The sequence below is a fragment of the Conchiformibius kuhniae DSM 17694 genome (assembly GCF_000428785.1).
In the GTDB taxonomy this organism is placed as follows: Bacteria; Pseudomonadota; Gammaproteobacteria; order Burkholderiales; family Neisseriaceae; genus Conchiformibius; species Conchiformibius kuhniae.
Window position 1 is genome coordinate 1 of record NZ_AUAP01000021.1, and the last position, 24,629, is coordinate 24,629.

Sequence of the window (24,629 nt, forward strand, 5' to 3'; positions counted from 1 at the left end):
AGCATTTGTCGGATTGGTGCCGAAAATGCACGAATCGGGACAGCAAAGGGGGCGGGTGATGTTATCCAAAAAAGGTTCGGCAGTATTGCGTGCAGCCTTGTATCTGCCTGCGGTCGTGTCAAAGAAATACAACCCTGATATTGCCGCCCAATACGCCCGTCTGCTGCAAAGGCAAAAAACGCCGATGCAGGCATTGGGCGCGGCGATGCGTAAATTGGTACATATTTGCTTTGGCGTATTGAAGCATCAAACGGTTTATCAGTCCCGTCAGTTGGAAATTTCTGCTACGGGAGCTTGACTGGAAAGATGGTATCTACTTGCTGCATGTATACAACGTACAAACAATAAGAAAAATGCAACCAATTATAGCCACGATACCATCATCATCTTTTTGGGACTCCTCAATCTTTTTAATTTCCTCACCCAGACGATGATGCTCCTCGCCCAAACGATGGTACTTACTTTTTAAACCAAGAAGATGGGCTCTTTTCTGATTCTCATTTATCTTTCTTTGAATTTCTTCTTTTTCTCTTCGTCTTGACATCATTATCTCCTAAACAAATTATCAAAAAGCCGATGATTTTCTAAAATTATCGGCTTTTTGACTGCTTGGTTTACTCGAAAATTACGAGATAAGCGGAATGCCTGCTGCGGCTGCGGCAACAGACACACCTACCCTCACACCTGCTTTAACCAGTTCCTTACCAATTTCATCGCCCAAATCGGATTCAGGACAATTATTCAACTTATCCAATCGCGCTTGCAAAACGGCAGTTTCTTGTTTAAGCTGTGTGAGTTCTTTTTGGATTGCTTCGTAAGACATGGTAAATCTCCTTAAAGATTGGTTTGGAAAAATTCGTGAAATGAAATGTACTGGAAATTTTTTCCGGCGCATAGGGTAAACCGATACCGTTGGTTATCAAAAACGGTTACTTTTGGAGACGAAAATGACAACATCAAATTTAAATATCAACCCACATAAGTTGCGCAACCTGCGCAGTAGACGAAAATTATCACAGCAAGAAGTTGCGGATAAACTGGGGCTTTCCCGAAGTGCTTATGCGAAATGGGAAAACGGTCAAACCAAAATCAATGTAGAACATATCAAGGCACTTGCCAGTGTATTGGAAAAAGATATTATGGAATTATTCAGTGAATTATTGGGTACAAATACCAATATTGGTGGCGTGGTAGGCTCAATGGGTGATCATTCCACAGTTGAATATGCAGATCCTGAATTGGCTATTGAAAATGCTAAATTGACTGCCGAGAATAAGGAATTACGCGCAGAGTTGAAAGGAAAAGACGAATTACTGAAGAGTAAAGAGCAAACTATTCAAAAATGCGAGCGTGAAAACCAAACATTACAAGATTTAGTTGCTTCTTTACAAGATTTGGTTGCTTCTTTAAAAGAACAGTTAGCGACCAAATAACGATGGCTTGGCACACGGCGCAAACCCAATCATTGGCAAAGTTGGGCGTGCCGTCAAGCGGCTGAAAAATCTCTGCACCGTCATTCCCACACGCGCAGGAATGACGGTATTTTGACGCTTCACGGATTTTCGGCATGAAAACCATATGCTTCGCTGTGCCAAAACGGCTGCCCCACTGTGGGCGAGCTGGCGCGGGCGTGTTCGCAGGGCGGCACGGGGTCGGCACGGTAGGCGGCACGCCCCGCCTCTACGGCAAGGGCAAATGCCCGCGCCATGCCCACAGGGTCGCCGGCACGGGATACGGCGGTGTTGAGCAGCACGCCGTCAAAGCCCCATTCCATCACCTGCGCGGCATGCGAAGGCAAACCAAGCCCCGCATCAATCAGCATCGGCACATCGGGCAGGGCATGGCGCAACACGCGCAGGGCGTAGCCGTGTACCGTACCCAAGCCCGTGCCGATGGGCGCAGCCCAAGGCATCAGCACTTCGCAGCCGACATCCAGCAAACGGCGGCAGGCAATCAGGTCTTCCGTGCAATAGGGCAACACGCGAAAACCTTCTTTTATCAGGATTTCCGCCGCTTCCACCAGTTGGAACACATCGGGCTGCAAAGTGCGGTCGTCGCCAATCAATTCCAGCTTGACGTAGTCGGTGGCAAACACTTCCCGTGCCATCTGTGCGGTGGCAACGGCTTCACGCACGCTTTGGCAACCTGCGGTGTTGGGCAGCACGGGTACGCCCGTTTCGCGCAGCAAATCCCAAAATGCCTGCCCGCTCGCCGCGCCGCCGCCGCTTTGCCGCCGCAGCGATACGGTAATCATCGCCGGCGCGGCGGCACGGACGGCGTGCTGCAACACCAGCGCATCGGGATACGCCGCCGTGCCCAGCAGCAGGCGCGATGCAAACGTTTGTCCGTATAATGCCAACATCACCCGCCCCCCACAGGCGACACGATGTCCACCTTGTCGCCCTCGCGCAAGTGCGTGTCCGCGTAAGCGGTTTTGGCGACAAACGCGGTATTTACCGCCGCCGCAAACGGCGCGGCAGCCTGCACCGCCGCCAACAAATCCGCCAAGGTTTCACCCGAAAAATCAAAATGCTCACCATTCAACACAATACAAGTCATCAGGTTTCCTCCATCACAATCCAATCCAAACCGTTCGGCACGTCATATTCGGGCAACGCGCCGCCGCCCGACACGCTTGCCACCACGCGGCACAGCGCGGCACACACCACAGGCGCAATCATAAAGCCGTGCCGGAACAAACCGTTTGCCTCAACCACACGGCGGCGCGGGTGCAAACGGATTTCGGGCAGGTGGTGCGGTAAAGTCGGGCGCAACGCCGCCGACAACGCCATCACCCGCGCCTCACCGAAAGCAGGGTGCAGCGCATACAGCGCCGACAACAACTCCAAACCCGAACGCACGGTTGCCGCGCCCCCGTCTTCGCTCTCAATTTGGGTTGCCCCGACCACAAACACATGGTCGGGCTTGGGCGCGACATACAAAGGATAACGTGGGTGCAGCAAACGCACGGGACGGCACAAAGACACATCGGGCGCATGCACGCGCACCACTTCGCCGCGCACCCCGCGCAAGCGCATTGCGCCCGCCGCGTTCCAACAAACTTGCGCCCCCATGCCGCGACAATCCGCCACCCAATCAAAATCCTGCGCCAAATCATCGGCTTCACAAGGCGTTTGCCAATGACACGCCACCCCCGTTTCCACCAAAGCCCGCGCCAACACGCCCAACATCTGCCGACCGTCCAACTGCCCTTCGTCCGCCAAAAATATCCCCCTGCCGAAACGTCCGCCCAACAAAGGCTCGCGTTCGGCAATGTCGGGCGCGTGCCAATGCGCGGGCAGCACCCCCGCACGGCGCAAATGCCGTTCAAACCCCGTTGCCAGCCCGCCATCTTGTGCATGCCACACCACCAACGTACCGTTTTGCTCGAAAAACACGGGTTCGGGCAACTGCGCCGTCCACGCCCGCCACAGATTCAGGCTCTCCCGCCCCCACGCCGCCACCTGCGGCGCGGCATCAACCGCTTCGGCGGAAGGCGACAGCATCGCCGCCGCCCGATACGCCGCCGACCGCTCCCCCGCCGCCGTCCCCGCACAAAACAGCGCACAATCCGCCCCCGCCAGCCGCAAACGCCACGCCGTCAAACGCCCCAACAATCCCCCGCCCAACACGGCAACTCTTGCCATCATCACTCCTATGGCGTGTCATGATTTAAACTTTTTATGAAAATCAGTGCAATATCAAAAACACCGTCATTCCCGCGCAGGCGGGAATCCAAATCGAAGCACAATAAACCTTGATAAAACATCGCTTGCCAAACATCGTGCAAATGACGGCGCTGTGTTTTCTCGGTCAATTGATGACACGCCCTAGCTATACAGCTTCGCACCTTTTTTCACAAACTCCACCGCCTTTTCCGCCATGCCCTGCTGCGCCGCCGCATAATCGCGCACTTCCTGCGTGATTTTCATCGAACAGAACTTCGGCCCGCACATCGAACAAAAATGAGCGATTTTCGCACCTTCGGCGGGCAAAGTGGCATCGTGGTAACTTTCCGCACGTTCGGGGTCGAGTCCCAAACGGAACTGGTCGCGCCAACGGAACTCAAACCGCGCCTTGCTCAAAGCATTGTCGCGCAACTGTGCGCCCACCCAACCCTTTGCCAAATCCGCCGCGTGCGCCGCCAGCTTGTAGGTGATGATGCCCGTGCGCACGTCTTCTTTTTCAGGCAGCCCCAAATGCTCCTTCGGGGTAACGTAACACAACATCGCCGTGCCGTACCAGCCGATGTTCGCCGCACCGATACCCGAAGTGATGTGGTCGTAGCCGGGCGCGATGTCCGTTACCAAAGGCCCCAACGTATAAAACGGCGCTTCAAAGCAGTGTTGCAACTCTTCCGTCATGTTTTCCTTGACGCGCTGCAAGGGAACGTGTCCGGGCCCTTCAATCATCACTTGCACATCGTGCTGCCACGCTTTTGCCGTCAATTCGCCCAGCGTGTGCAATTCGCCAAACTGCGCCGCATCGTTGGCATCGGCGATGCAGCCGGGGCGCAAACCGTCGCCCAAGCTGAACGATACGTCATACGCCTTCATGATTTCGCAGATTTCGTCAAAATGGGTGTACAGGAAATTTTCCCGATGGTGTGCCAAACACCATTTCGCCATAATCGAACCGCCGCGCGACACAATCCCCGTAATCCGTTCCGCCGTCAAAGGCACATAGCGCAGCAGCACGCCCGCGTGAATGGTGAAATAATCCACGCCCTGCTCCGCTTGCTCAATCAGCGTGTCGCGGAACAAATCCCACGTCAAATCTTCGGCAACGCCCCCCGTTTTTTCCAAAGCCTGATAAATCGGCACGGTGCCGATGGGCACGGGCGCGTTGCGGATAATCCATTCGCGCGTTTCGTGAATGTGCGCCCCTGTGGACAAATCCATAATCGTGTCCGCGCCCCAGCGCAGCGACCACACCATTTTTTCCACTTCTTCGGTCAGGCTGGAGGTAACGGCGGAATTGCCCAAATTGCCGTTGATTTTCACGCGGAAATTGCGCCCGATAATCATCGGTTCCAGCTCGGGGTGGTTGATGTTGGCGGGAATAATGGCGCGTCCGGCAGCAACTTCTTGGCGGACAAATTCGGGAGTGATGTCGTCGGGCGTGCGCGGCAGCTTTGCGCCGAAGGCTTCGCCCTTGTGCTGTTTGATGATTTTGGCATAACGCGGGTCGCGGAAGATTTCGTCCAGCTTCATGCGCTCGCGAATGGCGACAAATTCCATTTCGGGGGTGATGATGCCCTGACGGGCGTAGTGCATCTGGCTGACGTTGCGCCCCGCTTTGGCACGGCGCGGACGGGTGATTTGGTTGAAACGCAGATGGGCGGTTTTCGGGTCGTGGGCGCGTTCCCTGCCGTATTCGCTGGACAAGCCGTCCAAAATTTCGGTGTCGCCGCGCTCGTCCAGCCACGCGCTGCGCACGTGCGGCAAACCTTGCTGCAAATCGATTTTGGCATTCGGGTCGCCGTATGCGCCACTGGTGTCGTACACGGGAATGGGGGGATTGGGTTCGCGCCCTTTGTCGGTAACGGTGTCGTCTTGGGCGATTTCGCGCAAAGGCACGCGCATGTCGGCGCGGCTGCCGGAAAGATGGATTTTGGTGGAATTGGGATAGGCAAACTGAATGCCCAAATCTTGTGAAAGCTGCTCAAGCTGCGCCGCTTCCTGCCCCGTTGTGCGTTTGACCATAAAACACTCCTGAAAACATTTGCTTAAATGGAAACAGGCGTGCAACATCAACAACGGTGCTGCCAAAACTCCCCACGCAGGCATTATCCTGTTCGGGTATTGAGGGTGATTCTCAGCCGTGCGCCGCACAGCACCCCTGTTTCAAGCGAGTAGCGGATTAGAACACAAAACACTTGTGTTTTCAAGGTGGAAATGACAAAATAAAACATAGGCTCTATTTTGGAGAAACGATGATGCTGGAACCCGTTACCCGCCGCTACGCCGCCACTTTAACAGAATGGGACGGCACGCACGGCACAGCACAAACCGACACCGGCGACACCCACGCGCTCGAACGCCGGCATTACCAAGCCACACCGTTCACGCTGTCGCCCAAACAAGGCATGCGCGTGGAACTGTTTGTTTCTTATGACGAGCAAGATAAAGTTTCAGACATTGAATTTCGGCAAATGCCCGTATCGGGCGCGTTTCCCCACGATTTATGGCACGAACACCATGCGGGCGAATGCCTGCCCATTCACAGCAACACGTCCGGGCAATTGCCGGTGTTTGCTTTAAAAGAAAGCATCAAATTTTTTGCGGGTGCTGCTTTGGGCATCATGATGGTGATGGGAATCAATGGTCAGTCTTGGGCGCAAACGTGGCAACAAGGCAATTTTCTGTTTTTATGTTTTTCTGGTGTGGGCATTGTTTCGGTTAGATTATTGGCGGAAATTCGGCTGAACAGACAAAAATATTTCTGCAAAATCATGGAAGAAGGCATTCTGTTTGCCGCGCCGGTAAACAACCGCAACACAGACGTGCTGCTGTTGCGGCACAGCGTGGCGGCGGTGGCAGAACCGCGCCGTTGGCGGTGGCTGTTGGGCGAACAGGTATGTGTCAGCGTGTACCGGCACGGCTTGATGCCGATGTACCCGCCCGATGCCAAATACGAAGCCCTGCCCGCCATCAATCCACACGGCAAAACCGCCACCTTGCGCCTGTACACCCGCCATCTGACGCCCGCCAACAAACAACGCTTGCTGCATATTTTGTCCCATTTCTAGGGCGCATCACCAATTAGCCGAAAAACGCCGCACCGTCATGCCCGCGCAGGTGTAGCTTGGGTTGGCGCGAAGCGCAAACCCGACAAAATCCATAAATTTTCGGAAAAATATTGGATTTTCACTTCGTTTCAACCCAAGCTACGCTTGCTTCACAAACATCAGGCAATGGATTCCCGCATTCGCGGGCATGACAGCATTCCTGTATTATTCTGATTTTCAGTAGAAAAATTTATCCCTAACGCGATTGGATTTGCGACACAATCGTGGCATCGGTGATTTTGTCGTCATCTGCCAACAACAAAGCTTTGGACAACACCAGCGACAGCATATTGTCGCCCTCAAACGGCACGAACAATCCTTGCGTGGGGTCTTTTTTGCTGCGGTCGGGAACAATGCACAAATAGCGGTCGTTGGGCGTCATCAGAATATTGCTGCTGCCGATGTGGATTTTGTAGCTGCGGATTTTGCCCGTTACCACCAAAAAATTGCCTTCAATTTTCGCCACTTTGCCAATTTTCAAACGTGGCAGCAACGTTTCCAAAACGGCTTTGCGGTTTTTCGCCACTTCGCCCAAATCGCCAAACGAATAGCGTTGCCAATAGCTGAAATATTGCGGCAAACCGCCGTTATCCTGCCAATTCGGGTCGTTACCGATGCTGGCAACGCCCACAAACAAATCCACATCGCGCATCACTTCCGAAAATGCGCGGGGGTGGACATCGATTAAAGGCATGGGTTCAGTGGCTTCGGCGTGATAAAAACGCACTTGGTCGGTGGTAACATATTGCCAAATACCCGATTCTACCCAGCCATCGTCTGTATTTACTGCGTTTGTCCAAAATTCGGCACGCAAACCGTATTCGGGCAGCGCCAGCGAAATAATCGGGCTGTCGCCGCCGTCCCACGCGCCCTGCAAACTGCCCTGCCAATCACGCAATTTTGCCAAACTGATGTATTGGTGCTGCTTCAAAACGTGTGCGGCAAAACGGTTGCTGTAGGTGCGGGTGTGGATTTCCGCATCGGTAAGCAGATAAATTTCGCGATAAGCCTGTTTGAACGGCTGGCGGATTTGTTTGTCTGCCAACAACTTGCGCCACGCCAAAATCTCATCTGCCCTTGCCGAAACGGGGTGCCACAACATCGCTTGGGCATGGTTCGCCACATCAACGGCTTCCCCCGCATGATTCAGCCACACGCCATCGCAACACAAAGCGGGCGTGCCTTGCGTATCGTGTTCATCTTGGAAAAAATGCCAAATCAAAGATTGGGTTAAATAGCCCATCATGCCATGTTGCAGATAATACTGCTGCAAATGCTGGCGGGAAATGCGCCGTTCGGAACGCATGGCGCGGTCGAGACGGTCGCGCTGGGCGGTGAGCGACTGATTCAGGCTTTTTTGAATGGTTTTCAGTGCTTTAAGCTGTTCGGCGCATTGGGTTTTCACCGCACTTGGCACGGTTTTTTGCGGCGAACCGTCGGGCTTGAACCACTGCAATTCGCTTTTGCCCACGCCCGTAATCTGCAAACGGCAGGCATAACCGCCATCAAAGTTTTCGGTGCGGCTGCCGTTTTGCAAACCGAAATCGTCTGCCGCCATGTCTTCAATGGTTTCCCGCGACACGCCGTAACGTTCCGCCGCTTCGTCCAAATATTTGATGATGGTTTTTCGCGTATTGGCGGCGCGTACCCGCAACAGCAAGCGCGACAAATGACGAATACCGTTTAAATCTGCTTGCGCCAGCGCGTATAAACAAGCATTACCAATGCTGGTTAATTCCGACACGCTCACATAAGGTTGTTTTTCGTAGCAACGCAATGCCAGTGCCGACAAGGATTGCAACAAGGCTTCATCGCTGCACCAAGCGCACGCCCATACCAAGCCTTTCACCATGCTGATGTTTGCGCCACGGACAGGTTGCAGTGAATAGAAGTAACCATATCTTTCGTGTTGTACTTCTTCATATGGGTGGCGCACAATCCACGCAAACCACGTCATCACTTGCGCCCGAAACACATCTGCGCCCAATGCGTCCACATGGCCACGCATGGCTTTTTGAAATTTGGCAGTGGGTTTGCCTGCTTTGCTGTTTAATACCAGCAACAGAATTTTTGCCCATTTTTGCTGTTGTGCGTTTGGCAATTCAGCTAATTCTGGATTGTGTGCTTCAGAAAAAGGGTCTTGTTCGGGGAAAGCGGGGGTGTTGTTATCGCCCAATAATTCTACCATAAGCTGTAATACTTGGGTTTTTTCTTTGCTGGCTTCCATTGTTTGGGTGTATTGTTTTTGCGCCTTTTGTATGGCTTGGCGCAATTCATCGTCCACATGGTCTGCATGTTGGCGGGCAATTTGTTTGAATACCAACAACAGGGGATAATTTAACCAAATCAAAAAGTAATTTTCACTGCTTTGAAATAAATTGTTCAACAACCAAGCAGCTTGATGGGTGGTGAAAGATAGTTTTTGGTGCCACAGTGCTGCGCTAAAGGCAAATTCGGCGGTTTTGTAAATTTCTTTTTTTGTTTGATGCAAGGCATTGATACAATAAACCAATAAGGCGATTTGTTCGTCTGCGGGCAAACGGCTGAGTTGTTGTTGGTAAATTTCGGTTGGTTTTGCTTTCCAGCTTGCCCAAGAGTTAGGAAGGTTGGCAATACATTCTTTTTCCAGCTGTTTCATGTATTGGGCAAATTGTCGGCTTTGTTCGGGGGTGATTTCGGGGAAATTCATGGTTTTTTCCTTTGCGTGCAGCAGGTTGGGTGGTGTTATCCACCCACAAGCGGGGTGAGTTTGATAAAGCTGACTATCATGCCATCGTTCAGGGTGATGATGTCGTCTAAATTTTCGAGCTGGCGATTGTCCAGTAAAACAAAAAATCCATTTTGTTTAAATGCTTGTAATGCTGCGGCGACTTGTTTGTCGGCGTTGATTTGGCGTTTGGCTTTGGGGGATTTGGCGTTGAGCAGTTGTTCGGTGTCGCCGGGAACGACAAGGTTGCGGCGCAGCAAAAAGGCATCGGCGCGTTGGTTGTATTCTGCTACTTCGGCGCGGACGCGCTGTTCAATCAGTTCGGCAACGCTGATGCGTTGGCTTTGAAATTTGAGAAAAAGTTCGTGCAAAATTTGTCCGCCAAGGGTGTGGTCTTGTACGGTGAGGGTGGTGGTGGTCATGGCTTGGCTTTCGTGTGGGGGAAATATGGTTGATGCAAATCGCAACGATACGGCGTTGCCAACGCCCTTATGTACTAACCGTACACGGCGGGCGTTGCCGCTTTGTCTCGTTTTTATTTTTATCAACCATAAAAGGCTGTACGGACAATCATCTGCACAGCCTACAGTATATTACAACGCGTCCAGCAGCGCATCGCCCATTTGCGAGCAAGACAACACCTTCGCGCCCGCTTCGGCGATGTCGGCGGTACGAAAACCTTGTTGCAATACTTTTTGCACGGCATTTTCCACTTGCGCGGCGCGGGCTTCGTCTTTCAGGCTGTAGCGCAGCAGCATCGCCAGCGACAGCACGGTCGCCAAAGGATTGGCTTTGTTTTGCCCGGCGATGTCGGGCGCGGAACCGTGCGAAGGCTCGTACAAACCTTTGCCGTTTTCGTCCAATGATGCCGAAGGCAGCATGCCGATGGAACCCGTCAGCATCGAGGCTTGGTCGCTCAAAATATCGCCGAAGATGTTGCCGGTGGCGATGACGTCAAATTGTTTGGGGGCGCGTACCAACTGCATGGCGGCGTTGTCCACATACATATGGCTCAATTCCACATCGGGATAGTCTTTTGAAACTTCTGTAAAAATTTCTTTCCACAGTTCGGTGGTTTCCAAAACGTTGGCCTTGTCCACGCTGCACAGTTTTTTGTTGCGCCGTTGCGCGGCTTCAAACGACACTTTGGCAATGCGGCGGATTTCGCTTTCGCGGTAACGCATGGTGTTGAAACCTTCGCGCTCGCCGTTGTCCAGCGTGCGAATGCCGCGCGGTTCGCCGAAATAGATGTCGCCCGTCAGTTCGCGCACAATCAGAATGTCCAAACCCGCCACCACTTCGGGCTTGAGCGTGGACGCGTCCGCCAGTTCGGGGAACAGCACGGCGGGGCGCAGATTGGCAAACAAATTCAAATCCTTGCGAATGGCAAGCAAGCCGCGTTCGGGGCGCACGGGACGGGGCAGCGTGTCGTATTGCGGCCCGCCCACCGCGCCCAGCAGCACGGCATCGGCGGCGCGGCACAGGGTTTGCGTGGCTTCGGGATAGGGCGAGCCGTATTGGTCGTAGGCGGCGCCGCCGAGCGGGGCGTATTCATATTCGGCATCAAGACCTTGTGCGATGAGTTTGTCGAGCAGGCGCACGGCTTGGGCGGTGATTTCGGGGCCGATGCCGTCGCCGGGCAGAATGGCGATTTTTTGTGTCATGGCAAATCCTTAGTTTGCGGGTGGGAAGAATTTAACGGTAATGTTCGGCAATTTTAATGTGTTTTTGGATTTCTGCCTTTATCGTGTCGGGGGAAAGGGGGCGTTCGGGCGGGGGATGGTCGGTGTCGTTTTCGGCAATATTGCCTTGCGCGTCAAACAGGATTTTCTGTCTGCGCCCAAGGTCTTGGTTGATGCTGCCGTCCGCACGGTAGTAGATGGTGTCGGCTTGGGCAGATACGGGACGGCCGTTTTCAAAATAAAATTGGTAGCTGTGAATGCGCTGTTGGTTGCCATGACTGTAATACAGTTTTTCAGGCTGCCCGCCTTCATCGTAGCCGAGTGTGATGCTGCTTCGCGTATCGCCCGCTTGCAGCAATTCGGGAATGTCGCGCTTGTCAATCAAGCCGATGCTGCGGCGGGCTGCCCGAACGCTGTGGGCGGCGGCGTGGTGCTGGCGTTGTTGTGCGGCGAGCATGGTGTCTTTGGCGGCATACAGGCGGCGGGCTTCGTCCAAACAGGTTTGACACAAACGGTAGGCGGCGGGCGCGTCTTTGTCTTCGGTAAGCAGTGCCTCTGCCTTGCCGTCCCGAAACAGATAAACCTGCCGCCCGCCCGTTGGCGAACCGTTACGCGGATAAGTGATTTCCACGCTGAACGGCTGACCGTTCCAATAATGGAAACGCGTTACCGCGCCCGTGTCGGCGTGATACTGCTGCGCCCGCAACACCTTGCCCGCCGCATCGGTGTGAAACTCGGGTTCGTCCGCCGCGCCCGTAAACACGGCTTGCCCCAAATCGGCTTGCGCGTTTAAGCGAATGCGAAATTCTGCCAAAGTTTCGGGGTTGGCAAAATCGGGCGTGCTCAAGGCGATTTTGCCGTTTTGACGAAATTCTTGCAATAAAGCGGCGGCTTTGTCGTTTGCCTTTTGCAATAAAGCCGTGCCTTGCGGCGCATGTCTGCCCATATCATTGTACATCAAAATAATCACCGCCAAATCAATATCGGCATCGGACACTTGGGCAGCAGGTGCGGTATCGGTGGCGGTTGCCACCGAAGCTGCGGTTTGTTCTTTTTGCGGGGATTGGGAAGATTCGGACGCTTTGTCGGCACACGCCGCCAACAGCAGGGCAAGCGGAAGCAAACGTAACAACATGATTGCCATTTCCTTAAACGAATACGGTGGGGCGATTATTCCACAGCCCGCGCCGCCGTGCCAGCCCCGCCGCTTGGCAAGCCTGAAGCTGCCTTTGTTTGGAGCATGTCATCATTTAAGTTTTATGATGAGAATCAGTTTAATATGAAAATGCCGTCATTTCCGCACAGGCGGGAAGCCATTGCCCGATGTTTGTGAAGCGATGGTTTATCAAGGTTTGTTGTGTTTCGATGTGGATTCCCGCCCGCTCGGGAATGACGGTGCGGGGTTTTCGCGGTCAATTGATGGCACGCCCTAGGGCGTGTCATCATTTAAATTTTTATACTGAAAATTCAGTGCAATATAAAAAAATCCGTCATTCCCGCGAATGCGGGAATCCACCTTTCGATGCTTGGCAAGCCGTGTTTTATCAAGGTTTCTCGTGCTTCGACTTGGATTTCTGCCTGCGCGGGCATGACGGTGCGGCGTTTTTTCGGCTAATTGATGACACGCCCTAACGGTATAACCCCTGCGCCCGAATGTACGCTGCCACGCTTTCGGGCAAGCACGCGCCCGCATCGCCGCCCGATGCCAGCGTTTGGCGGATTTGCGTGGAACTGACGGCGGGCGGAATGTCGTCCAGCAGCACCACGCTGCCGTTTTGCACCGCTTCGCCCAGCCAGCTTTGCAATTCGCGCGGGGCATTTGCCAACGGCACGCCCGCCCGCACCGCTACGGCAAAACGGGTTTGCCGCACCAATTCGCGCCATTTGTGCCATGTGTGCAATTGCAGCAGACTGTCGCTGCCCATCAGCCAGTACAATTGCGCGTTGGGATAGATTTGGCGGAAAACCTGCACGGTGTCAAAGGTATAAGTTGCGCCGCCGCGCACAATGTCGCAGTCGGACGCGGCAAAACGCGGGTCGCACTGCGCCGCCAGCACGCTCATCGCCAAACGGTGGCGTGCGGGCGTGCGCGGCGCGGTTTTGTGGTAGGGGTCGCCCGCAGGCAGCAGCAGCACTTGCGCCAAGCCGAGCCGGTCGGCGGCGGCGCGGGCGATGGCGAGATGACCGTTGTGAATCGGGTCAAACGTACCGCCGAACAAGCCGATGGCGTTCATCAATATTCCTTTTCAGTAGAAGCCCTGCCGCCCTGCCCCGCCGGTGCGCCGCCGTCTACCACCACCGTGAGTTTGCCTGTGGCGGGGTGAATCACCATGCCGTGCACCGCCACGCTTTTGGGCATCAGGGGGTGGCGCAAAATGCTGTTTACCGTGTGGCGCACGCTGTCTTCCACATCGGAAAAGCCGGTCAGCCAGCCGTCCAGATTGATGCCCGCGTTTTCCAAAGTTTCGATGCGGGCGGCGGGAATGCCGTGTTCGTCTGCTTTTTGCAAAAACGCTTCGGCATTCAAGCCGCGCATGCCGCAGTCGTAGTGGGCAATCACCATGATTTCGTTTACTTTCAGCTCCAGCACCGCCACCAGCAGCGAGCGCATCACCGAGCCCCAAGGGTGGCTCACCACCGCGCCGGCGTTTTTAATCAGCTTGGCATCGCCGTTTTGCAAACCGAGCGCGGCGGGCAAAAGCTTGGTCATGCGCGTGTCCATACACGACAAAATCGCCAAACGGCGCTCGGGGAATTTGTCGGTAACAAACTCGGCATAGCCGCCGCGCTCTACAAATTTTTTATTATAATCAATAATTTTTTTAAATTCAGACATGGTTGTGGCTCCGATATCGGGTTCGGTTGCCGATTATACCGTGCTTTTGCCGCCGCCACCCGCGCAAATTTTGCAAAAACGCTTGACAGTTTTTTTGCACGGGCTATAATGCCGACTTTCCCGAGCGCAAACGCGTTTGGGGCATGCGGGAATAGCTCAGTTGGTAGAGCGCAACCTTGCCAAGGTTGAGGTCGCGAGTTCGAGACTCGTTTCCCGCTCCACAGTTTATCGTTTATCCGACAGGGCGGGAATAGCTCAGTTGGTAGAGCGCAACCTTGCCAAGGTTGAGGTCGCGAGTTCGAGACTCGTTTCCCGCTCCACAGTTTATCGTTTATCCGACAGGGCGGGAATAGCTCAGTTGGTAGAGCGCAACCTTGCCAAGGTTGAGGTCGCGAGTTCGAGACTCGTTTCCCGCTCCACCTGCCTTCGGATACGGCTCAATGCGGGAATAGCTCAGTTGGTAGAGCGCAACCTTGCCAAGGTTGAGGTCGCGAGTTCGAGACTCGTTTCCCGCTCCATTTGTTTGTTTTTCCCGCATCGGGAAACCAAGGCGGAATGGCAGAGTGGTTATGCAGCGGCCTGCAAAGCCGTGTACGCCGGTTCGATTCCGACTTCCGCCTCCAATTTCACAACTTTCACGGCGGGGTGGCAGAGCGTTTATGCGACGGGGTGTGCAAGCCCCGTACAGGCCGGTTCAAGTCCGCGCCCCCGCCTCCAGTTTGCAATGCCCGGGTGGTGAAATAGGTAGACACAACGGACTTAAAATCCGTCGCCCATAAAACAGGCATACCGGTTCGATTCCGGTTCCGGGCACCACACTGAAAGAATACAGCCTTTTTCGGGCTGTTTTTTTATGCCCGATGTTTTCAGGCACGCCATCATTCCCGCAGCAACGGAAATGACGGCACACGCTAAAACGCTTCGCCCACTTTTACGCCATTCATGGTGTCTTTCGGGGTGGACAGTGCGGCAACGGTTTGTTGCGCCGCTTGAAATTTGGCGGTTTGCATCACCGCTTGCGCCTGCGCGGGCGACAAGGTGCAAGCCATATTCTGCCAACGCGCCGCCAAATGCGGATTTTCAGGCTGCCTGAAACCTTGGCGCAACTCGTCCACCAAATCGGGACGGTTGCACACCAACACAATATCGCAGCCCGCCTCAAACGACCGCCGCGCCCGCTCGCCGATGCCGCCCGCGCCGCACGCACCTTCCATCGTCAAATCGTCCGAAAAAATCACGCCGTCAAAGCCCAGTTCGCCGCGCAATACGGTTTGCAGCCAGTATGCGGAAAAGCCCGCCGGTTGCGCGTCCATCGCGGGATAAACCACGTGCGCGGGCATCACCGCCGCCATGCCCGCTTGCGCCAATGCGCGGAACGGACGCAAATCGTCCGCCAACTGCGCCAAACTGCGCGTATCTTCGGGCAAAACGTGGTGGCTGTCGCCCGACACGAAGCCGTGTCCGGGAAAATGTTTGCCGCAGGATTTCATGCCGCCGCGATTCAAGCCCGCCTGCAAAGCCAATGCCAACGCCGCCACGATTTCCGCATCGGCGTGAAAACTGCGGTTGCCAATCACGGCGCAGTTGCCCCAGTCCAAATCCAGCACGGGCGTAAACGACAAATCCACGCCGCACGCCGCCAGCTCCGTTGCCAGCACCCAGCCGGTTTGTTCCGCCAAATCTTTTGCGGTTTCCGCGCCTTGCGCGTCCCAAATTTCGCCGAACACGCGCATGGCGGGCAGGCGGGTGAAGCCGTCAATAAAACGCTGCACGCGCCCGCCTTCGTGGTCCACCGCGATAATCAGTTCGGGCGAACGCAGGGCTTTGATGTCGGCAATCAGGGTTTTAAGCTGTTCAATATTCTGAAAATTGCGGCGGAACAGAATCACGCCGCCCACGGCGGGGTCGAGCAATCGGTTGCGGTCGTCATCGCTCAAAGCATGGGCGGCAACGTCCGCCATCACCGCACCGCGCGGCAAACAGGCTGTCATGTTTTTTCTCCCTGCGGCGTGCCGTCATGGTGGTTGGCACACCCGAATTACACGGAAAAACGGTCGCGTGCTTGCGCGACCGTCCAACTTTATTTCAGCACCAGTGCCACAAAGGCATAATGGTTGCCCCGTTGCAGCAGAAGCGGCACGTTTTTGCCCGCTTGACGCAAGGCTTCGCGCAAAGCGGCTTCGCTGTCCACGCGCACGCCGCCCACTTCGCGAATAATATCGCCGCGCTTGATGCCCGCACGCACCGCCGTTTCGCCCGCCTGACTCACCACCAACTCGCGCACCTCGCCTTTGGCGGCAACCGCCACCACCAAATCCGCCTCCTTCACCTCAAACGTGCCGACACTGCTGCCCGCATGAGACGGCAACTTATCGGCATTGGCGGTGGTGCTGTTGTTCTCGCCCAAAGTCGTCAAAACCGCCGTTGCCTGCATCTGCTGCCCCTTGCGCCAAACGCCCAACACCACTTGCGTATTCGGCGGCAAACCGCCGATGGCCATCGGCAAATCGCTGGACGAACGGACGGTTTCGCCGTTCACACTGTGAATGATGTCGCCCTCGCGCAAACCCGCTTTGGCGGCGGGGCTGTCGGGCATCACCTGCGTGATTAACGCCCCGACCGGCTTGTCCAAACCGAAGGCTTTGGACAAATCGAAACTCACCTCCTGAATCACCACCCCCAACTGCCCGCGCTGAACCTTGCCGTTTTTCTTGAGCTGCCCCGCCACATTCATCGCCACATCAATCGGAATCGCAAACGACACCCCCATAAACCCGCCGCTTCTGCTGTAAATCTGCGAATTGATGCCCACCACCTGACCGTTCAGATTAAACAAAGGCCCGCCCGAATTGCCCGGATTGATGGCGACATCGGTTTGGATAAACGGCGTATAGGTTTCATAAGGCAAACTGCGCCCTTTGGCGGAAACAATGCCCGCCGTAATGCTATTGTCGAAACCGAACGGCGCACCGATGGCGGCCACCCACTCGCCCGACTTCAACTCTTTCGGATTGCCGATTTTGGCGGCGGGCAAATTATCGGCATCGATTTTCAGCAAGGCAATATCGGATTTCTCGTCCGCCCCAATCACCGTTGCCGTGTATTCGCGCTTGTCGTTGAGCGTAACCTTGATGCTGTTCAAGCCTTTGACCACATGGGCATTGGTCAGGATTTCCCCGTCCGCACTGATAATCACGCCCGAGCCGAAATTGCTGTCGTCATCGTCTTCTTCCTGCGACTCGGGGCCGTTGGGCCACAGCTTTTTAAACAGCTCGTAAAACGGGTCGTCGCTTTGCTGTGCCGCATCGGGCGCGGCTTCGGCAACGGGCATGGACGGCCCGCGATGCGCCTGAATATTGACCACCGAGCCGCCTTCCTGCGCCACCAGTTGGGCAAAATCGGGCAGCAGCATATTGACGCTGTCTTTGTTTTCGGGGGCGACGGGTTTGACAAACTCGCCTTTGGGTTGGGCGTTTTCAACGGGCGGGGCTTTGGGTTCGGCTTTGTCGCCCTTGCTGCACGCGGCAGCGCCAAATGCCAAAATACTTGCCAAAGCAATGGTTTTCAAAGATGTGTTCATAGATGGGTAATGGAGTATGTTCTCAATCGGTAAGGTTCAACGCATGGGACGACACGCAATCGCGCCGGAGGGCTGCGGCAGCCGTTTGTTTATTGTAAAACAATTTCACCGGACAAACAAGGTTGTTTTTCAAGGATTTTTAACGCGCCGGCACCACGCCCATGCGCTGTTTGAGCGAGGTTTGCGGCTGTCCGGTCAAGGCGGCGTAATACACGGCGTTGGTCATCACTTTTTTCACATAGTCGCGGGTTTCGGTAAAGGGAATGGTTTCGGCATAAACCGCGCCTTCCAAGCTGTGCGGGGCTTGCCAACGGCGGGCGCGTCCGGGCCCGGCGTTGTAGCCTGCGGTTGCCAATACTTCGTTGTTTTGCAGGCTGCGCCGTGCGTCCGCCATATACCATGTTCCCATGCGGATGTTGCCGTCGATGGTGTACAGCTCGCTGTCGGACATGCCGATTTTGCGGGCAATCATTTGGGCGGTGGCGGGCATGACCTGCATCAGCCCCTGTGCGCCCACGCTGGATTGTGCGCCAATCATGAAGCGGCTTTCCTGACGAATCAGTCCGTACACCCATGCGGGGTCCACACCCGCTTGCGCGGCGTAGTGCGTTACTTGGTCGCGGAAGGGGGTGATGTAGCGCAGGTGGTAGTGGAGCAGGTGGTCGGTGCGTTCGGCGGTGTTAATCGCCATTTCGTAGAATTGGTTGTCCATCGCCAGTTGTGCGGCGGCCAGCATGGTGGTTTCGTTCATGCCCCGCGTGGCATAACGCCATTCTGCCTGTGCCTGACGGCGCATTTTCCAATTGCCGCTTTGCTTGGCGGTGTGGAACAGGGTGAGGGCGCGTTGCAGTGCGCCGTCTTGCGCCATGGTTTGCACGTGGGCTTTGGGGGTGTCGGCAATGTTGTTGCGGACATCAACGCGCCTGCCCAATTCTTCGGTTGCCAGCACGGCGTAGAAGTTGCGCCCTGTGGCGGCGGCTTGACGGTAGAGCGTTTGGGCATCGGCGGCGCGGCCGTTTGCCGCACGGCTGCGCGCCAGCCAATACAGCCAAGCGGAATCTTGGCGCAGCTTGGCGGGCATGGATTCGATAACGCTTGCCAATTCGTGCCAATCCTGACGGCGCAGGGCGGCGCGGGCATACCATTCCAATTGTTCATCGGTCATCTGGCTGCGGTCGGCATTGCGGAAGTAGCTTAATGCAACGGGCATGTTTTGGTTACGCGCTTCCGCCAAGCCCAACACCGCCCACGCAAAGCCGGCTTGTTCGCGGCTCAACGCACCCGCTTCCGCCGCCAAACGCGCCGCCGCGCCCGCATTTTTTGACGCATTGCCGCCGATGATGCCCAGCAAACGGTTTTCCTGCGCCCCCTGCCCCATCATGCCGTCAAGCGGGCTGCCCAACGAAGCCGCCAACGCACGGGCATCGCTGATTTGGTTTTCCGCCATCAAGCCGCGCACCCGCCGCCACGCCTTGCCCGTATCCAAGGCGCCCGATGCGGCACGGTATTGCAGCAAAGCATTGCACCCTGCGGGCAAACGTTTGGTTTCCCACACCAAAGCATCGACAAACGCCGCATCTTGCTCCACGCCGAACAAATGCGCATAACAACGGCTTTCGCGGCTGCGCCCTTCGGGTTCGAGCTGCGCGTACTGCTGCTTGAACACGTCTGCTTGATTGCGCTGCCCCAAGCTCTTCAGCCATTCGTTGCGCACGCTCTCGCCCATCGCGCTGCTGCCCTGTCCGGCAAGAAACTGCGCCGCCGCAAAATCATCGCCCGCGCGCACCGCCGCCAACACCCCTTCCAAACGGGCATAATCGCCCAAAACCGTGTCGGCAGACTGCATCGGGCGCGGCGTGAATTGAAATTTTTGCCCCGCTTGCGGTTTGACTTCCTGCGGCTGCGCCGTTGCGGCGGAAGACACGTCCTGACGCTTGGGCGGCTGGGACGCGCAAGCCGCCATCAAAGTCAAAACGGCGGCGGTAAGCGGATACAAGGCTTTTTGACGGAAAGGCATCATGGAATATACTGTTTATTCAAAATAGTTATCAACGCGGCAATGATAACATCTTTCCGCCGTTCGGGCAGCCCGCAAACACCCGCCTACATTCAAGCACCTGTTTTCACAAAACAAAGAAAATATAAAATTTTGTTAAAAAATATAATCATACAAAAATTACCACACAAAGCCTTTGACATTTTCCCGCACGGGTATATAATGCCGACTTCTTTCCCCGATAGCTCAGTCGGTAGAGCGACGGACTGTTAATCCGCAGGTCGCTGGTTCGAGCCCAGCTCGGGGAGCCACATTCAAAACGCCCAAACACCCGTTTGGGCGTTTTTTCATTGCCGCAACCAATGGTACAATCAACCCTTTTTCCGGACACCCCATCATGGCACACTACGCAATCGGCGATTTGCAAGGCTGCTACGACCAACTGTGCGCCCTGCTCGAACGCATCGGCTTCCAACACGGGCGCGACACCCTGTGGCTGACGGGCGATTTGGTCAATCGCGGGCCCAAATCACTCGAATGCCTGCAATTTGCCATGCGCCACCCCGACAGCGTGCAAACCGTGCTGGGCAACCACGATTTGCATCTGCTCGCCATCGCCTACGGTGCGGCAAAACACAAAAAACAAGACACCCTGCACACCGTGCTGAACCACCCCGATTTCCCCAAAATGCGCGATTGGCTGCGGGCGCAACCGTTTTTGCTGGACAACGGCACGCACCTGATGGTACACGCGGGCTTGCTGCCGCAATGGTCGTGCGCCGATGCCCGTGCCCATGCCGCCGAATTGGCACAAGCATTGCGCGGCAAGGCGGCGGGTGCGTTTTTTGCCGATATGTACGGCGACCGCCCCAATGCGTGGCACGACGATTTGCGCGGCACGGAACGTTTGCGGCTGCTGTGCAATGTGTTCACACGCATGCGCGTTCTCACGCTGAACAATGAATTGAATTTTGATTTCAAAGCAAATTATGCCAATATGCCCGACACGCGCCGTGCGTGGTTTGATGCGCCCGACCGCCGCCACCGCGACCGCACCATCGTGTTCGGGCATTGGTCGGCACTGGGTTTGCGCGATGAAAACGGCGTGTTGGCATTGGACACAGGGGCATTGTGGGGTGGCAGGCTGACGGCTGCCGATTTGTCCGACCACCGCATTTTCAGCGTGGCGGGTTTGCCCGGCGGCGATTGGCGCGTTTCCACCCGCAAGGCAACACATTAGGGCGCGTTATCATTTAAATTTTTCTGATAAAAATCAGAACAATAAAAAAATACCGTCATTCCCGCGCAAGTGGGAATCCACTGCCTGATGTTTGTGAAGCGAAGTTTTATCAATGCTTTTTGAAATTTGTTTTGGATTCCCGCCTGCGCGGGAATGACGGGTGGTGTTTTTTCGGTTAATTGACGACACGCCCCAATGCCCTGCCCGAAGCTTGATTTTACCGCCGCAAACAACAGACTTTCAAACCCAAAAGGAATTTTGATGAAGCAATCTTCTGCCGTACAGCCCCTGCTGCTGATTATCGCGGGCGCATTGTGGTTTCTGAAAAGCATGGGCTGGTTTCCGCAAACCGCCACGCTCATCGCCCTGACACTGACCGCAACGGGCGTGCTGCTGCCCGTGCTGGAAGGCATCAACAAGCATTCCGTTGTCGCCGCGCCGATGCTGGTGTATGCGGGCGCGGCGGTTTTTGCCTACCACCATTGGCATTGGCACGACCCGCGCCCGCTCATTGCGCTGGGCATGGTGTTGTGCGGCTGCCTGATGCTGGCGGCACGCAGCCCCGCGATTGCGCCGCGCCGCCCGCCCGAGCTTCCCCCTCCCGACAATAAGGATACCGAAACATGAATTTTTTAAAACTTTCCGAACAAAACGTCGCCGGTAAAACCGTGCTGATTCGCGCCGATTTGAACGTGCCGTTCAAAGACGGGCAAATTTCGGACGACACCCGCATCCGCGCTTCGCTGCCCTCGATTCAATATTGCTTGGAACAAGGCGCGGCGGTGATTGTGATGACCCATCTCGGACGTCCGACAGAGGGCGAGTTGAAAGCAGAAGACGATGTTGCTCCCGTTGCCGCGCATTTGGGCAAATTGTTGGGCAAGGAAATCAAGGTATTGAACGACTGGCGCGAACACAAACCGCAGCTTGCGGCGGGCGAAGTGGCCTTGTTGCAAAACGTGCGCGTGAATGTGGGCGAAAAGAAAAATTGTCCCGAATTGGGCAAGGCATACGCGGCTTTGTGCGATGTGTTCGTAAACGATGCTTTCGGCACGGCGCACCGCGCCCAAGCGTCCACCGAAGCCGTTGCCGCCGCCGCGCCGCTTGCCTGTGCGGGCATGTTGATGGCGGCGGAATTGGACGCGCTCGGCAAAGCCCTGCAAGCGCCCGCCCGTCCGATGGTGGCGATTGTGGCGGGCAGCAAGGTGTCCACCAAACTCACCATTTTGGAAAGCCTTGCCGACAAGGTTGACCAACTGATTGTCGGCGGCGGCATCGCCAACACCTTTTTGCTGGCGCAAGGAAAATCGGTCGGCAAATCGCTGGCGGAACCCGATTTGGCGGACGAAGCGAAAAAAATCATCGACAAAATGGCGGCCAAAGGCGGCATCGTCCCCTTGCCCGAAGACGTGGTGTGCGCCAAAACCTTTGCCGCCGATGCGGAAGCCGTAACCAAATCGATTGACGATGTGGCGGAAGACGATATGATTTTGGACATCGGCCCGCAAGCGGCGGCGGTGTTGGCGGATTTGCTGAAAAACGCGGGGACGATTGTGTGGAACGGGCCGGTGGGCGTGTTTGAATTTCCGCAGTTTGCGGGTGGCACGGCGGCAGTGGCGCAGGCGGTGGCAGACAGCGCGGGCTTTTCCATCGCGGGCGGCGGCGATACGCTGGCGGCGATTGCGCAATTCGGCATCACCGACCGCATCGGCTATATTTCCACCGGCGGCGGCGCGTTTTTGGAATTTTTGGAAGGCAAAGAACTGCCTGCCGTAGCGGCACTCCAACGTTTCGTCTGATATATGGTTGTTGATAAAAATAAAAACGAGAAAAGGCGACAACGCCCGCCGTGTACGGGTAGTGCATAAGGGCGTTGGCAACGCCGTATCGTTGCGATTTTAATCAACCATAGTTGATGTGATTGATTTTTCAGACAAGGCGAGCCAACGCCGTATGAAAATAAAAGAACATTAACGATAAACAAAAACTGCCCGAACCCATTTCGTGTTCAGGCAGTTTCCTTATGCAAACAAATGCTTAAACTTTCGCAGCCGCAGCCACTTCCGCCGCGTAATCCACTTCTTTTTTCTCAATGCCGTCGCCCACTTTATAGCGCACGAAGCTCACCACTTCCGCACCGTTGGCTTTCAAAAACTCGGCAACGGTTTGGTCGGGGTTCATCACAAACGCCTGACCGTTCAAAGTAACTTCCGCCAAGAATTTCTTGATGCGGCCTTCTACCATTTTCGCGGCGATTTCGGCGGGTTTGCCGGACTCGATGGCTTGTTGGGTGTAGATATGGCGTTCTTTTTCAACGGTTTCCGCGTCCACTTGGTCTTCGGAAACGCATTGCGGTTTGGCGGCGACAATGTGCATGCCCACTTTACGCGCCACGTCTTCCGCGCCTTTGAATTCCACCAACACGCCTTCGGTCGCCGCCGCGCCGTGAATGTAGGCAGTCAAACTGTTTGCGGTTTCAATCACTTGGAAACGGCGCACGGAAATGTTTTCGCCCAGCTTGGCAATCACCGCTTTGCGCTCTTCTTCCACCAAAGCCGCCAGTTCTTCCACAGAAGCGGGTTTCTTGGCAACGGCGGTTTTCGCAACCGATTGCGCGAATGCCAAAAAGCCCGCGTCTTTGGCAACGAAGTCGGTTTCGCAGTTCACTTCCACCAAAGCGCCGGCATTGCCCTCAACGGCATACGCCAACACGCCTTCGGCGGCGGTGCGTCCCGCCAGTTTGCCCGCTTTCGCGCCGGATTTGATGCGCAGGATTTCTTCGGCTTTTTCCATATTGCCTTCGGCTTCCACCAAGGCTTTTTTGCATTCCATCATGCCCAAACCTGTCGCGGCGCGCAGGTCGGCAACCATTTTCGCAGTAATTTCTGCCATGTTTCTCTCCACGCCAAGTTGTTGTTCAAACTTGGCAAAATTCGTTTTCAGGCTGCCTGAAAGGTGTTCGGGCAGCGTGTCGGATTACTCGGCGGCGGCCGCAGCTTGGGCGGCGGCAACGGTTTCGGCAACCGCTTGGTTTTTGCCTTCCAGCACCGCATCGGCAATGCCGCGACAGTACAGACGAATCGCTTTGGCGGAATCGTCGTTGCCGGGGATAACGTGTTTCACCAAATCGGGGCTGTTGTTGGTGTCCACCACCGCAATCACGGGAATGCCCAGCTTGGCGGCTTCCACCAGCGTGCCGTGCTGGTAGCCGGTGTCAATCACGAAAATCGCATCGGGCAGACCTTTCATGTTTTTGATGCCGCCCAAAGAACGCTCCAGCTTTTCCACTTCGCGGGTCATGTCCAACAATTCTTTTTTGTTGTAACCGCTTGCTTCGGCGTTTTCCAACACCGCCGCTTTTTCTTCCAAGCGTTTGATGGATTGTTTCACGGTTTTGTAGTTGGTGAGCATGCCGCCGAGCCAACGGTGGTCCACATAAGGCATGCCTGCGCGGGTGGCTTCCTCGCGCACGATTTCACGCGCCTGACGCTTGGTGCCGACAAACAACACCGTGCCTTTATTCGCCACCAGACGGCGCACTACTTCCTGCGCTTCTTGGAACAGGGGCAGGGTTTTTTCCAAATTCACAATGTGGATTTTGTTACGCGCACCGAAAATGTATTGAGCCATTTTCGGGTTCCAGTAACGGGTTTGGTGGCCGAAGTGAACGCCTGCTTCCAGCATCTGGCGCATGGTAACTTGAGACATAATTTTTCCTAAACAAAGGGTTAATCGCAAACACATTCTGCCAGAACCTGCAAACGCAAGCACCCTTAACGCAAAATGTGCGGGCTTCAG

The 24,629-nt window shown here is 55.4% G+C and carries 23 protein-coding genes, 8 tRNA genes and 1 riboswitch; of the genes, 15 read left to right on the forward strand and 16 right to left on the reverse strand.

Going from position 1 to position 24,629, the window contains the following annotated elements; genetic code table 11:
- Positions 1 to 298, forward strand: a 298-nt coding sequence (locus G392_RS0107110) for a transposase (protein ID WP_027009695.1), incomplete at its 5' end; no start/stop codon positions are given.
- Positions 299 to 625: 327 nt separating this feature from the next.
- Here G392_RS0107110 and G392_RS0107120 read toward each other — a convergent pair.
- A complete protein-coding gene (locus tag G392_RS0107120; RefSeq protein ID WP_027009697.1) occupies positions 626 to 823 on the reverse strand; it encodes a hypothetical protein in 198 nt (65 codons plus the stop codon).
- A gap of 124 nt (positions 824 to 947) precedes the next feature.
- Here G392_RS0107120 and G392_RS13065 point away from each other — a divergent pair, with 124 nt between their 5' ends.
- The gene (locus G392_RS13065; RefSeq protein WP_051255629.1) at positions 948 to 1,433 is read left to right on the forward strand and encodes a helix-turn-helix domain-containing protein; all 486 of its coding nucleotides are present in this window, start codon (positions 948 to 950) and stop codon (positions 1,431 to 1,433) included.
- A gap of 119 nt (positions 1,434 to 1,552) precedes the next feature.
- Here G392_RS13065 and G392_RS0107130 read toward each other — a convergent pair whose 3' ends face one another.
- From G392_RS0107130 to thiC, 4 genes are all read right to left on the reverse strand, one after another.
- On the reverse strand, positions 1,553 to 2,362 hold the full coding sequence (locus tag G392_RS0107130; protein ID WP_027009698.1) for a thiazole synthase: 810 nt from the start codon (positions 2,360 to 2,362) through the stop codon (positions 1,553 to 1,555).
- The gene (gene thiS, locus G392_RS0107135) at positions 2,362 to 2,559 is read right to left on the reverse strand and encodes a sulfur carrier protein ThiS (protein ID WP_027009699.1); all 198 of its coding nucleotides are present in this window, start codon (positions 2,557 to 2,559) and stop codon (positions 2,362 to 2,364) included. Before thiS ends, G392_RS0107130 begins: the two co-directional genes overlap by 1 nt.
- Positions 2,559 to 3,647 (reverse strand): FAD-dependent oxidoreductase, encoded by a 1,089-nt coding sequence (locus G392_RS0107140; RefSeq protein ID WP_027009700.1) that lies wholly within the window; start codon positions 3,645 to 3,647, stop codon positions 2,559 to 2,561. Before G392_RS0107140 ends, thiS begins: the two co-directional genes overlap by 1 nt.
- 183 nt (positions 3,648 to 3,830) lie before the next feature.
- Entirely contained in the window at positions 3,831 to 5,705 is a 1,875-nt protein-coding gene (gene thiC, locus G392_RS0107150; RefSeq protein ID WP_027009701.1) for a phosphomethylpyrimidine synthase ThiC, read from the reverse strand.
- Between the two features lie 52 nt (positions 5,706 to 5,757).
- A riboswitch (TPP riboswitch) is annotated at positions 5,758 to 5,853 on the reverse strand.
- Positions 5,854 to 5,935: 82 nt separating this feature from the next.
- On the opposite strand from thiC, the gene G392_RS0107155 reads away from it, so the two are divergent.
- Positions 5,936 to 6,751: a hypothetical protein gene (locus tag G392_RS0107155; RefSeq protein ID WP_027009702.1), complete on the forward strand. Its 816-nt coding sequence runs from the start codon at positions 5,936 to 5,938 to the stop codon at positions 6,749 to 6,751.
- Positions 6,752 to 6,986: 235 nt separating this feature from the next.
- On the opposite strand, the gene G392_RS12405 is transcribed toward G392_RS0107155, so the two are convergent.
- From G392_RS12405 to G392_RS0107175, 4 genes are all read right to left on the reverse strand, one after another.
- The gene (locus G392_RS12405) at positions 6,987 to 9,479 is read right to left on the reverse strand and encodes a DUF4132 domain-containing protein (RefSeq protein ID WP_051255630.1); all 2,493 of its coding nucleotides are present in this window, start codon (positions 9,477 to 9,479) and stop codon (positions 6,987 to 6,989) included.
- 35 nt (positions 9,480 to 9,514) lie between these two features.
- Positions 9,515 to 9,919 (reverse strand): hypothetical protein, encoded by a 405-nt coding sequence (locus tag G392_RS0107165; protein ID WP_027009703.1) that lies wholly within the window; start codon positions 9,917 to 9,919, stop codon positions 9,515 to 9,517.
- A 171-nt stretch (positions 9,920 to 10,090) separates the two neighbouring features.
- Positions 10,091 to 11,161, reverse strand: a complete 1,071-nt coding sequence (gene leuB, locus G392_RS0107170; RefSeq protein ID WP_027009704.1) for a 3-isopropylmalate dehydrogenase — start codon at positions 11,159 to 11,161, stop codon at positions 10,091 to 10,093.
- A gap of 31 nt (positions 11,162 to 11,192) precedes the next feature.
- Positions 11,193 to 12,314 (reverse strand): hypothetical protein, encoded by a 1,122-nt coding sequence (locus G392_RS0107175; RefSeq protein WP_156900843.1) that lies wholly within the window; start codon positions 12,312 to 12,314, stop codon positions 11,193 to 11,195.
- A gap of 188 nt (positions 12,315 to 12,502) precedes the next feature.
- Between G392_RS0107175 and G392_RS13630 the strand changes: the two genes are divergently transcribed.
- A complete protein-coding gene (locus G392_RS13630) occupies positions 12,503 to 12,811 on the forward strand; it encodes a hypothetical protein (RefSeq protein ID WP_211224356.1) in 309 nt (102 codons plus the stop codon).
- On the opposite strand, the gene nadD is transcribed toward G392_RS13630, so the two are convergent.
- On the reverse strand, positions 12,808 to 13,413 hold the full coding sequence (gene nadD, locus G392_RS0107185; protein WP_027009706.1) for a nicotinate (nicotinamide) nucleotide adenylyltransferase: 606 nt from the start codon (positions 13,411 to 13,413) through the stop codon (positions 12,808 to 12,810). The genes G392_RS13630 and nadD overlap by 4 nt on opposite strands.
- Complete coding sequence (locus G392_RS0107190; RefSeq protein ID WP_027009707.1) at positions 13,413 to 14,015, reverse strand: beta-class carbonic anhydrase; 603 nt, start codon at positions 14,013 to 14,015, stop codon at positions 13,413 to 13,415. Before G392_RS0107190 ends, nadD begins: the two co-directional genes overlap by 1 nt.
- 145 nt (positions 14,016 to 14,160) lie before the next feature.
- Here G392_RS0107190 and G392_RS0107200 point away from each other — a divergent pair.
- The 7 genes from G392_RS0107200 (at position 14,161) to G392_RS0107225 (ending at position 14,831) form a co-directional block, all read left to right on the forward strand.
- Positions 14,161 to 14,236, forward strand: a tRNA-Gly gene (locus G392_RS0107200).
- Between the two features lie 23 nt (positions 14,237 to 14,259).
- Positions 14,260 to 14,335: transfer RNA gene (locus G392_RS0107205), tRNA-Gly, on the forward strand.
- 23 nt (positions 14,336 to 14,358) lie between these two features.
- Positions 14,359 to 14,434, forward strand: a tRNA-Gly gene (locus tag G392_RS0107210).
- A 23-nt stretch (positions 14,435 to 14,457) separates the two neighbouring features.
- Positions 14,458 to 14,533: transfer RNA gene (locus G392_RS0107215), tRNA-Gly, on the forward strand.
- 31 nt (positions 14,534 to 14,564) lie between these two features.
- Positions 14,565 to 14,638: transfer RNA gene (locus G392_RS0107220), tRNA-Cys, on the forward strand.
- A gap of 16 nt (positions 14,639 to 14,654) precedes the next feature.
- A tRNA-OTHER gene (locus G392_RS13635) sits at positions 14,655 to 14,732 on the forward strand.
- Between the two features lie 9 nt (positions 14,733 to 14,741).
- Positions 14,742 to 14,831 (forward strand) — tRNA-Leu (locus G392_RS0107225).
- Positions 14,832 to 14,926: 95 nt separating this feature from the next.
- Here G392_RS0107225 and nagZ read toward each other — a convergent pair.
- From nagZ to G392_RS0107240, 3 genes are all read right to left on the reverse strand, one after another.
- Entirely contained in the window at positions 14,927 to 16,006 is a 1,080-nt protein-coding gene (nagZ, locus tag G392_RS0107230; RefSeq protein ID WP_027009708.1) for a beta-N-acetylhexosaminidase, read from the reverse strand.
- Positions 16,007 to 16,095: 89 nt separating this feature from the next.
- The gene (locus G392_RS0107235; protein ID WP_027009709.1) at positions 16,096 to 17,595 is read right to left on the reverse strand and encodes a DegQ family serine endoprotease; all 1,500 of its coding nucleotides are present in this window, start codon (positions 17,593 to 17,595) and stop codon (positions 16,096 to 16,098) included.
- A 139-nt stretch (positions 17,596 to 17,734) separates the two neighbouring features.
- The gene (locus G392_RS0107240) at positions 17,735 to 19,615 is read right to left on the reverse strand and encodes a lytic transglycosylase domain-containing protein (RefSeq protein ID WP_027009710.1); all 1,881 of its coding nucleotides are present in this window, start codon (positions 19,613 to 19,615) and stop codon (positions 17,735 to 17,737) included.
- Positions 19,616 to 19,826: 211 nt separating this feature from the next.
- Between G392_RS0107240 and G392_RS0107245 the strand changes: the two genes are divergently transcribed.
- The 4 genes from G392_RS0107245 to G392_RS0107265 all read left to right on the forward strand — a co-directional run bounded on the left by G392_RS0107245 (position 19,827) and on the right by G392_RS0107265 (position 22,630).
- A tRNA-Asn gene (locus G392_RS0107245) sits at positions 19,827 to 19,902 on the forward strand.
- An 86-nt stretch (positions 19,903 to 19,988) separates the two neighbouring features.
- Complete coding sequence (locus tag G392_RS0107250) at positions 19,989 to 20,831, forward strand: symmetrical bis(5'-nucleosyl)-tetraphosphatase (RefSeq protein WP_027009711.1); 843 nt, start codon at positions 19,989 to 19,991, stop codon at positions 20,829 to 20,831.
- 261 nt (positions 20,832 to 21,092) lie between these two features.
- Complete coding sequence (locus tag G392_RS12410; RefSeq protein WP_034334714.1) at positions 21,093 to 21,458, forward strand: hypothetical protein; 366 nt, start codon at positions 21,093 to 21,095, stop codon at positions 21,456 to 21,458.
- Positions 21,455 to 22,630 (forward strand): phosphoglycerate kinase, encoded by a 1,176-nt coding sequence (locus G392_RS0107265; protein WP_027009713.1) that lies wholly within the window; start codon positions 21,455 to 21,457, stop codon positions 22,628 to 22,630. The genes G392_RS12410 and G392_RS0107265 overlap by 4 nt, the downstream gene beginning before the upstream one ends.
- A gap of 238 nt (positions 22,631 to 22,868) precedes the next feature.
- On the opposite strand, the gene tsf is transcribed toward G392_RS0107265, so the two are convergent.
- Both tsf and rpsB read right to left on the reverse strand, forming a co-directional pair.
- Entirely contained in the window at positions 22,869 to 23,723 is an 855-nt protein-coding gene (tsf, locus tag G392_RS0107270) for a translation elongation factor Ts (protein ID WP_027009714.1), read from the reverse strand.
- Between the two features lie 84 nt (positions 23,724 to 23,807).
- Positions 23,808 to 24,539 carry a 30S ribosomal protein S2 gene (rpsB, locus tag G392_RS0107275; RefSeq protein ID WP_027009715.1) on the reverse strand — a complete coding sequence of 244 codons (732 nt, stop codon included), beginning with the start codon at positions 24,537 to 24,539 and terminating at the stop codon, positions 23,808 to 23,810.
- Positions 24,540 to 24,629: the final 90 nt, after the last annotated feature.

What these genes read in the sequence shown, in the direction of transcription:
- G392_RS0107175 (WP_156900843.1), bottom strand. Translation starts at nt 12,314, where the DNA reads ATGTTGTTACGTTTGCTTCCGCTTGCCCTGCTGTTGGCGGCGTGTGCC.
- G392_RS0107130 (WP_027009698.1), bottom strand. Translation starts at nt 2,362, where the DNA reads ATGTTGGCATTATACGGACAAACGTTTGCATCGCGCCTGCTGCTGGGC.
- G392_RS0107155 (WP_027009702.1), top strand. Translation starts at nt 5,936, where the DNA reads ATGATGCTGGAACCCGTTACCCGCCGCTACGCCGCCACTTTAACAGAA.
- G392_RS0107235 (WP_027009709.1), bottom strand. Translation starts at nt 17,595, where the DNA reads ATGAACACATCTTTGAAAACCATTGCTTTGGCAAGTATTTTGGCATTT.
- G392_RS0107265 (WP_027009713.1), top strand. Translation starts at nt 21,455, where the DNA reads ATGAATTTTTTAAAACTTTCCGAACAAAACGTCGCCGGTAAAACCGTG.
- G392_RS0107120 (WP_027009697.1), bottom strand. Translation starts at nt 823, where the DNA reads ATGTCTTACGAAGCAATCCAAAAAGAACTCACACAGCTTAAACAAGAA.
- G392_RS0107250 (WP_027009711.1), top strand. Translation starts at nt 19,989, where the DNA reads ATGGCACACTACGCAATCGGCGATTTGCAAGGCTGCTACGACCAACTG.
- G392_RS12410 (WP_034334714.1), top strand. Translation starts at nt 21,093, where the DNA reads ATGAAGCAATCTTCTGCCGTACAGCCCCTGCTGCTGATTATCGCGGGC.
- G392_RS0107140 (WP_027009700.1), bottom strand. Translation starts at nt 3,647, where the DNA reads ATGGCAAGAGTTGCCGTGTTGGGCGGGGGATTGTTGGGGCGTTTGACG.
- thiC (WP_027009701.1), bottom strand. Translation starts at nt 5,705, where the DNA reads ATGGTCAAACGCACAACGGGGCAGGAAGCGGCGCAGCTTGAGCAGCTT.
- G392_RS13065 (WP_051255629.1), top strand. Translation starts at nt 948, where the DNA reads ATGACAACATCAAATTTAAATATCAACCCACATAAGTTGCGCAACCTG.
- tsf (WP_027009714.1), bottom strand. Translation starts at nt 23,723, where the DNA reads ATGGCAGAAATTACTGCGAAAATGGTTGCCGACCTGCGCGCCGCGACA.
- rpsB (WP_027009715.1), bottom strand. Translation starts at nt 24,539, where the DNA reads ATGTCTCAAGTTACCATGCGCCAGATGCTGGAAGCAGGCGTTCACTTC.
- G392_RS0107165 (WP_027009703.1), bottom strand. Translation starts at nt 9,919, where the DNA reads ATGACCACCACCACCCTCACCGTACAAGACCACACCCTTGGCGGACAA.
- nagZ (WP_027009708.1), bottom strand. Translation starts at nt 16,006, where the DNA reads ATGACAGCCTGTTTGCCGCGCGGTGCGGTGATGGCGGACGTTGCCGCC.
- G392_RS12405 (WP_051255630.1), bottom strand. Translation starts at nt 9,479, where the DNA reads ATGAATTTCCCCGAAATCACCCCCGAACAAAGCCGACAATTTGCCCAA.
- leuB (WP_027009704.1), bottom strand. Translation starts at nt 11,161, where the DNA reads ATGACACAAAAAATCGCCATTCTGCCCGGCGACGGCATCGGCCCCGAA.
- nadD (WP_027009706.1), bottom strand. Translation starts at nt 13,413, where the DNA reads ATGAACGCCATCGGCTTGTTCGGCGGTACGTTTGACCCGATTCACAAC.
- G392_RS13630 (WP_211224356.1), top strand. Translation starts at nt 12,503, where the DNA reads ATGTTTGTGAAGCGATGGTTTATCAAGGTTTGTTGTGTTTCGATGTGG.
- G392_RS0107190 (WP_027009707.1), bottom strand. Translation starts at nt 14,015, where the DNA reads ATGTCTGAATTTAAAAAAATTATTGATTATAATAAAAAATTTGTAGAG.
- G392_RS0107240 (WP_027009710.1), bottom strand. Translation starts at nt 19,615, where the DNA reads ATGATGCCTTTCCGTCAAAAAGCCTTGTATCCGCTTACCGCCGCCGTT.
- thiS (WP_027009699.1), bottom strand. Translation starts at nt 2,559, where the DNA reads ATGACTTGTATTGTGTTGAATGGTGAGCATTTTGATTTTTCGGGTGAA.